The organism is Vibrio sp. 10N.261.52.C2 (assembly GCF_041471425.1).
Taxonomy (GTDB): Bacteria; Pseudomonadota; Gammaproteobacteria; order Enterobacterales; family Vibrionaceae; genus Vibrio; species Vibrio crassostreae_C.
This window is the reverse complement of record NZ_JBFROH010000011.1, coordinates 66,102-74,054: the sequence shown is the minus strand read 5'-3', so window position 1 is coordinate 74,054 and position 7,953 is coordinate 66,102. Positions and strand designations below refer to the sequence as shown.

Annotated in this window: 7 protein-coding genes; 2 read left to right on the top strand and 5 right to left on the bottom strand. The window is 45.8% G+C overall.

Annotation, left to right across the window (positions count from 1 at the left end; translation table 11 throughout):
* Positions 1 to 52 precede the first annotated feature (52 nt).
* Positions 53 to 898, bottom strand: coding sequence for a class II glutamine amidotransferase (locus AB4307_RS03995; protein WP_048616160.1), 846 nt, complete (start codon positions 896 to 898; stop codon positions 53 to 55).
* 67 nt (positions 899 to 965) lie between these two features.
* Positions 966 to 1,541, bottom strand: a complete 576-nt coding sequence (gene lpcA, locus AB4307_RS03990) for a D-sedoheptulose 7-phosphate isomerase (RefSeq protein WP_017063379.1) — start codon at positions 1,539 to 1,541, stop codon at positions 966 to 968.
* 330 nt (positions 1,542 to 1,871) lie between these two features.
* Between lpcA and fadE the strand changes: the two genes are divergently transcribed.
* Positions 1,872 to 4,337, top strand: coding sequence for an acyl-CoA dehydrogenase FadE (gene fadE / locus AB4307_RS03985; protein ID WP_029235127.1), 2,466 nt, complete (start codon positions 1,872 to 1,874; stop codon positions 4,335 to 4,337).
* A gap of 128 nt (positions 4,338 to 4,465) precedes the next feature.
* Here fadE and AB4307_RS03980 read toward each other — a convergent pair whose 3' ends face one another.
* Positions 4,466 to 5,713, bottom strand: coding sequence for a TIGR03503 family protein (locus AB4307_RS03980; RefSeq protein WP_065583988.1), 1,248 nt, complete (start codon positions 5,711 to 5,713; stop codon positions 4,466 to 4,468).
* Positions 5,714 to 5,722: 9 nt separating this feature from the next.
* Positions 5,723 to 6,490, bottom strand: coding sequence for a DNA polymerase III subunit epsilon (dnaQ, locus tag AB4307_RS03975; protein WP_017060722.1), 768 nt, complete (start codon positions 6,488 to 6,490; stop codon positions 5,723 to 5,725).
* A 56-nt stretch (positions 6,491 to 6,546) separates the two neighbouring features.
* On the opposite strand from dnaQ, the gene rnhA reads away from it, so the two are divergent.
* Positions 6,547 to 7,011 carry a ribonuclease HI gene (gene rnhA, locus AB4307_RS03970; protein WP_372106396.1) on the top strand — a complete coding sequence of 155 codons (465 nt, stop codon included), beginning with the start codon at positions 6,547 to 6,549 and terminating at the stop codon, positions 7,009 to 7,011.
* Positions 7,012 to 7,149: 138 nt separating this feature from the next.
* Here the strand turns inward: rnhA and AB4307_RS03965 are convergent, their stop codons facing one another.
* The gene (locus AB4307_RS03965; protein ID WP_372131167.1) at positions 7,150 to 7,932 is read right to left on the bottom strand and encodes a class I SAM-dependent methyltransferase; all 783 of its coding nucleotides are present in this window, start codon (positions 7,930 to 7,932) and stop codon (positions 7,150 to 7,152) included.
* Positions 7,933 to 7,953 lie beyond the last annotated feature (21 nt).

The following is a 7,953-nucleotide window of genomic DNA, read 5'->3' as shown; positions in this document are numbered from 1 at the left end:
CGCGATGAACCTTTTTTATAGGGTTCAAATAATACTATTCGGGACACTTAGCTCAGCTCAATGGTTCAGTTGGCGCTTGGCTTGCTACCTTCTTCGGCGCATAAGCGACATCTTCCAGTGCTTTATGATTGTTGCCAATCAGCTCACCAAAATGAAACAGCGCGTATTCGCCCGGCTTCATTCTAAACCACTCTTCATTGTCCGTAAGAGGTTGAGTTGCTACCACCGTCACCACATCATTTGGCGTAGTTTCTTCCTGGAAGTTAATCTCAACATCTTCATCAATCAGGCTCGCTTTACCAAAAGGTGCGCGCCTTGTTATCCAGTACAAATGGTTGGTGCAGTAGGTCATGACATACTCACCATCACTGAGTAACATGTTAAATACGCCTTTCTCTCGCAGCTGGTCACAACACTCAGCCACAAAGCGGAACATACCTTCCATATCTTGAGGTGGCTCAGGGAAACGCTCTTCAAGTTGTTTGAGTAGCCAACAGAAGGAGAGCTCACTGTCTGTCTCGCCAACCGGTCTGAAACGACCACTAATCAGATCGTCGTAATCCGTTAATTGACCATTGTGAGCAAAGGTCCAGTATCGCCCCCAAAGCTCACGAGTAAAAGGGTGTGTATTCTCTAGATTAACACCACCACGGTTCGCTTGACGGATATGACTGACAACGGCTTGGCTTTTAATTGGGTAGTTTTGAACCAACTCAGCGATCTTAGATTCACAGCTAGGGTTAGGATCTTTAAATGTACGAAAACCCTTTCCCTCATAGAAGGTAATACCCCAGCCATCGCGGTGCGGGCCAGTATTGCCTCCACGCTGCATAAGACCAGTAAAGCTAAAACAAATATCAGTTGGCACATTCGCGCTCATACCGAGCAATTCACACATGGTTTAATCTACTCCCTATTAAAACCAATGGAGCCAAAAAGCTGGGCTCCAAATGTCTGTAAAACTATTATTCCATCTCTTTTTCGACAAGCTGAATCACAATGTGGATGATCTTAATGTGAATCTCTTGGATGCGATCTGCGTAGCCAAAGTGTGGTACTCGGATTTCGATATCCGCACAACCCGCCATTTTACCGCCATCTTTACCCGTCAATGCAATCGTCTTCATGCCTTTCGCTTGAGCCGCTTCAATCGCTTTTAGAATATTGGCAGAGTTACCTGAAGTCGACAGACCGAACAACACATCACCTTTACGACCCACCGCTTCTACATAGCGAGAAAACACGTGGTCGTAGCCAAAATCATTACTCACACAAGATAAGTGGCTAGGGTCTGAAATCGCAATGCCAGCGTAGCCCGGGCGATTTTCACGGTATCGGCCTGTTAGCTCTTCCGCGAAGTGCATCGCATCACAGTGTGAGCCACCGTTACCACAAGAAAGCACTTTGCCTTCTTGTTTGAATGAGTCAGCAATCAGTTTTGCAGCCGCTTCAATTTGAGCAATGTTGTGATCATCACTCAAGAACTTGTTAAGAACGTCAGCAGCTTCGTTCAATTCACTTTTGATTAGGTCTTGGTACATAAGGCTTATCTCTTATATTTTTTTTACGCAACTTAAGGTACGTGAAATGAGAGCTGAGGGTTTTTCCCTCTTTATAGCTGAGTTTACCCACAAACATGAAATAGTGTCGACACTTAAGCCCAAAGATTGCCACCTTAATTAACTTGTCGTTGTAAATCCGTCCAAATATTCGCCACCAACCTCTCACAATTAGAATTTTAACTCTATTGAGATCACTTTTTACTCACCTTGGAGTTTTACAAATATTTAATATTTTGTTTACACTTGACTGGTTAGACCTCTTACCTAAAACTTAATAACAATAAGTGATCTCTGAAAAGGAAATCGATCATGAACATATTGCTCTCCCTACTCGGCATGACCGCCATCTTAGGCGTCTGTCTTTACCATAGAGTTAGTCTGGTACGTGCATTAGTTGTATTAACCGGCGCAATGGTAGCATTAACACTGCTTGGCGGCGTGGCTGTTACCGGCTGGCTTTGCTATCTATTAGCCGTTGCGATCTTTGCTGTACCGACCATTCGTCAGACACTGATCAGCCAAAAAGCACTCTCTTTATTTAAGAAAGTTCTACCGGCGATGTCTCAGACAGAAAAAGAAGCACTAGAAGCCGGCACAGTATGGTGGGAAGCAGAGCTGTTCAAAGGCAAACCTGAATGGAAGAAACTTCAGAACATTGCTGACCCGAAACTCTCTGAAGCTGAGCAAGCGTTTTTAGATGGTCCAGTAAATATCGTGTGTGAAATGGTCAATGATTACCAAGTCACTCATGAGCTTGCTGATTTGCCACCAGAAGTATGGCAATACCTGAAAGACCATAAATTCTTCGCCATGATCATCAAGAAAAAATACGGCGGCTTAGAGTTCTCAGCTTACGCTCAATCTTTGGTTCTACAGAAGCTAACAGGCGTTTCTAGTGTATTGTCATCGACGGTTGGCGTACCTAACTCATTAGGCCCTGGTGAGCTTTTACAACACTACGGTACAGAAGAACAAAGAAACCACTACCTGCCTCGCCTAGCGGAAGGTAAAGAGATCCCTTGTTTCGCACTAACTAGCCCAGAAGCTGGCTCAGACGCTGGCTCTATTCCAGATTACGGTGTGGTTTGTAAAGGCGACTGGCAAGGCGAAGAAGTACTCGGCATGCGCCTAACTTGGAACAAGCGTTACATCACTCTCGCGCCTGTCGCGACGGTATTAGGCTTAGCTTTTAAACTTCGTGACCCGGATGGCCTGCTTGGTGATCAAAAAGATCTTGGTATCACTTGTGCGCTTATCCCAACGGATTTAAAAGGCGTAGAAATTGGCAACCGCCACTTCCCACTAAACGTACCTTTCCAAAATGGCCCGACGCAAGGCGACGATATCTTCGTGCCTATCGATTTCATCATTGGCGGTCAGAAAATGGCCGGTCAAGGCTGGCGTATGCTGGTTGAGTGCCTGTCGGTTGGTCGTGGTATCACACTGCCTTCAAATTCAACTGGTGGCATCAAGTCTGCCGCGCTTGCAACTGGCGCTTACGCTCGTATCCGCCGTCAGTTCAAACAGCCTATTGGCCGCATGGAAGGGGTTGAAGAGCCACTTGCACGCCTTGCAGGTAACGCTTATGTAATGGACGCTGCAAGTAACCTAACCGTTGCGGGCATCGACCTTGGTGAAAAGCCTTCGGTTATCTCTGCAATCGTTAAGTACCACTGTACTCACCGTGGCCAGCGCAGCATCATTGATGCGATGGATATCGTCGGTGGTAAAGGCATTTGTTTAGGCCCATCGAACTTCCTAGCTCGTGGCTACCAAGGCTCGCCTATCGCGATTACGGTTGAAGGCGCAAACATCCTGACTCGTTCAATGATCATCTATGGTCAAGGTGCGATTCGCTGTCACCCTTACGTACTGAACGAAATGGAAGCGGCTTATTCTGAAAGCAGCGATGCGCTTGATAAGTTTGATTCAGCGTTAGCAGGGCACGTTAGCTTTACGATGAGCAACCTAGTCCGCAGCTTGTGGTTTGGTTTAACCGATGGTCGTGGTTCTGATGCGCCAACACCTTCAAATAAAACAGATAAACAGACACAGCGTTACTACCAACAGCTAAACCGCTACAGTGCAAACCTAGCGCTACTGTCTGATATTTCAATGGCAGTTCTAGGCGGATCACTGAAGCGTAGAGAACGTTTATCAGCAAGACTGGGTGATATCTTAAGTCAACTTTACCTCGGTTCAGCAACGTTGAAGCGCTTTGAAAGTGAAGGCAGCCACGCTGAAGATCTACCGTTAGTACATTGGGGGATGCAAGATAGCTTACGTCAGACTGAAGTGGCGATTGATGAATTCTTAGCGAACTTCCCTAACCCTGTGATTGGTCGTCTGCTTCGTGTTGTGCTAATGCCATTTGGTCGTATCCGTCGTGCTCCAAACGACAAGCTCGATAGCAAAGTTGCGCACATTCTACAAACACCAAGCGAAACACGCTCTCGTATAGGTCGCGGCCAATACCTAGAAGCGACGGAATACAACCCAGTAGGTAAGATTGAAAAAGCGCTAGAAGTGATTCTTCAAGCTGAACCTCTGTTCGACAAAGTCTGCAAAGAGACACATCAAAAACGTGCCTTCTTACGACTTGATCTTGTTGCTCAGTTGGGACTTGAGAAAGGTATCTTAACGCAAGACGAAGCAAATCTTCTGATTAGCGCTGAGGAACATAGACTGTACACGATTAACGTGGATGACTTCTCACCAGAGGAGCTTGCAGCAAAATCTCAGTACCCAGACCAATCGATTGATAACGTCGCTTAAGGCCAGAAAAAGAAACAAAAACGGGACTACTATGAGTCCCGTTTTTTTGTTCATGATTTCGTTGCCACAAATTCCAATGCTTTATCTAGCAGCTTATTCTCTCTAGACAATCTAATCATCTAAGCGAGTTACTTGGGCGCCTTGAGCTGCATCTCAGGTAACGCTTTTTTCTTCGCCTTGACCTTACGAACCACAAACCAAATCAATAAGCCCAATAGAATAGCGACCACATTACCCACCGCAATAATGATCATACTGCGCTGTCTGTCATCTTCACGTTTTTGAAGGATCATCAACTCTGTTGCGATACGCTTCTGTTCAGCAAGAGCTTCTTCTTGAAGACGTCGTGACTCTGCTAAGTCGATATCTTCAACAACGCTGTACGACTGCTCGGTAATTGGAAAAATCAGCGGGCGCTGACTTGAAGCATCAGTGGCATAAACCATCCCTGACCAATTATAAATTCCTAAATCGCCATTATAAGGCACCTCTAAAGCGACTTTCATTGCGTCGACTTCAGCTTGCCCCTGCTTGTACATCACATATTCATCAGAAGCCTTGTGCTCAACATGAACCGCTAACGAGCTCGGTGCGATCATCCCCTGTTCACCAGACACCACAATAGTATGAGGTAAACCCTCTTTTCGTGATTGAATGAAGGTGCTAGTGATCGGTGTTGGGTAAACCAAGACTTCTTGCTCTTGCGCTCGCAGGAACACGCCATTACCAGAGGTAATACGCGCTCGGTATTTACCGGGCTCGATATCAATTGGCAAAGAGACAGTGAACACACCATCTCCGGCCTTTTCATCAAGATCAGCGCCATCATCGGCAAACTCGCCCATCACAACCGGCACCGGGCGCGCTTCTCTCACCAAAGACTCTTCGTTTTCAACAAACTTAGTAAAGGTAACCTTAAGCTTCACGCGATCGAGAAAATCGCGCAGCACCAGCGGCTTGCCATCAGAAGTCAGTCGAGCGGTAAATTTGATGCGCTCTGTTTGATACAACTTATCTGGGAACTCATTAGCATCCAAAACAAGATGAGACAGCAGCTTGATATTGTTCTTAGGGGAAACTTTACCTATCGCTTGCCAAGGGCCGGGCATCGGATTGTCGATAGAGATAATGTCCATGGACGATTCTTCGTACCAACGGACATTATCAGCATTGCGCCAAGAGTAGTATTTCTTGCCATCAGGGCGAACCAAAACGACAGGTTTAGAGTTATCGGCTCGATAAATCACAAAGGTGACTTGTTCAATACTGGGATCAACTCTAAAACGGTTGTCCAATAAACTCATAACGGATTCTGTTGCTGCATGTAAGCCAAAACTTAACAGCAATAAGCAACCGGTAGCCAATACCCTTAACATACTTTCTCCCTACTGACGCCAGAGGCAGCTTCCGCTTTTCTCGACGAGATCTAAACGACTTTGATGCGCTTCTACTTCATCGGCCGTAGCTCGTAAAACCTTTAGGGATTTTCGACCACTTTCTACTCTTCGTATGCTTTCGGCTTCGCCTTCCTGTTGACCAGCGTTAAATTGCAGCGAAGTTTGACCACCCGTCATCAATAAGTAGACGTCGGCTAGGATCTCCGCATCGAGCAATGCGCCGTGGAGAGTACGGTGCGAGTTATCGATACCGTAACGGTCACATAAGATATCTAGGTTGTTTCTTTTACCTGGGAATATCTTCTTCGCCATTGCCAAGGTATCGGTAACTTTACAGTAGTCATCCGTTTTACCTATCGCTGGGTTGAGCTTCTCAAACTCATAGTCCATGAAGCCCGTATCGAAGGGCGCGTTATGAGCCACCAGCTCCGCACCTTTGATAAAGTCGAGAAACTCTTTATGAATGTCTTGGTATTCAGGCTTATCAATCAAGAATTCATCGGTAATACCGTGAACGCCAATCGCCTCTTCTTGAATCGCACGATCGGGCTTGATGTAGACGTGGAAATGACGCCCGGTCAGCCTACGGTTGATGATCTCTACTGCACCAATTTCAACGATGCGGTGACCCATATAGTGAGGGCCACCTTCTGTATTCATACCGGTGGTTTCGGTATCGAGTACAACAATGCGCTTATTTTCGTTCGAACTGTTTTTTTCGTTCGTGCTTTGTTCTGGAGTGCTACTGGTATTCATAAGGATAACTGTGTCAGACTATGCCGATAATGTGCTTGAGGTAATAGTATCAAATCATGACGAAACAAGTTGAAATTTTCACTGATGGTTCTTGTTTAGGCAACCCTGGTCCCGGTGGCTATGGCATCGTACTTCGCTACAAGAAAGTCGAGAAGACGCTAGCAGAAGGCTTCACGCTAACAACCAATAACCGCATGGAAATGCTCGCCGCTGTCGTGGCTCTTCAAACCCTCAAAGAACCTTGCTCTGTGATTCTGACCACAGATAGCCAATACGTGCGTCAAGGCATCACACAGTGGATTCATAACTGGAAAAAGCGTGACTGGAAAACAGCCGACAAGAAACCGGTTAAAAATGCCGATCTGTGGCAAAGGCTCGATAAAGAAACCGCTCGCCATAGCGTTGATTGGCGCTGGGTAAAAGGACACGCGGGACACAGAGAAAACGAAATGTGTGATGATTTAGCGCGAAATGCAGCGGAGAATCCGACTCTAGAAGATACGGGCTATCAACCAAGCTAATCATCTTTTAAATGAGATGCAGATTTCAGAAACAGATTCATACTTTCCAAACCTGATTGATAGTTTCCTAACCTGATTGATAGCTTCTTAAACTAGTTGATAATTGATTAACCTAATTAATAGATGAAAAGCCGACTACTAGTCGGCTTTTTCTGTTTTCAACGGATATGAAGCTTTAGCTGAATCCATGGTAGGACGCGTATTGGTCCTAAAGCTTGCTCCAACCGGAGAGAAACGTCGCTTAAGGTGCCAATGTGGCTTGATAGGCTTAAGTGGGTAAGTTCGTTTACGAGCAACAATAAAGTATTGGCTGCCAGCAAAGGAAGCACAGCCGCCTAAACTATTCTCCAACCACGTCCACATCGCCTGATACTTACTCATCGGAAATAGTGCATAGGTATCGCAGTGAATCACTTCGTAGTTCAATACACCTAACCAGTCTTTAATTCGGTTTGGCGTGTACATACGTCCACTCCAGGGTAAGCTGTTCTTTCGCCAAGGCATCAAACTGGCAAGCCCAGTCACACTGAAAGGGTTAAAACCGGTAATGATGATATAGCCATCGTCCATCATCACTCGGTCGACTTCTCTCAATAATCGATGCGGGTCATTGCTATAATCTAGCTGATGACTCAGTACTACAACATCAAAGCTTTTCTCCAAAAAGGGTAAATTATAGCCATCCGCTATCACATTATGTAATGGGTTCTGGATATCTAGGTTTACTTGATGTTGAATGTTGCATGTGCAGCTAGAAATCTCACTACTGAGGCCACCGAGCTTGAGCATATGGTAACCAAATAGCTTTGGGCACCACTCATCGAGTCGAGTTTGAATAGATTCTCTCAACCAGTCCCCATTGTGCAATTGCGCCCAAGTGTAAGGACGTTCAAACTTCTTTCTGCTACGTGCTGGCTTCATCAATAATCTGTCTCACTTATT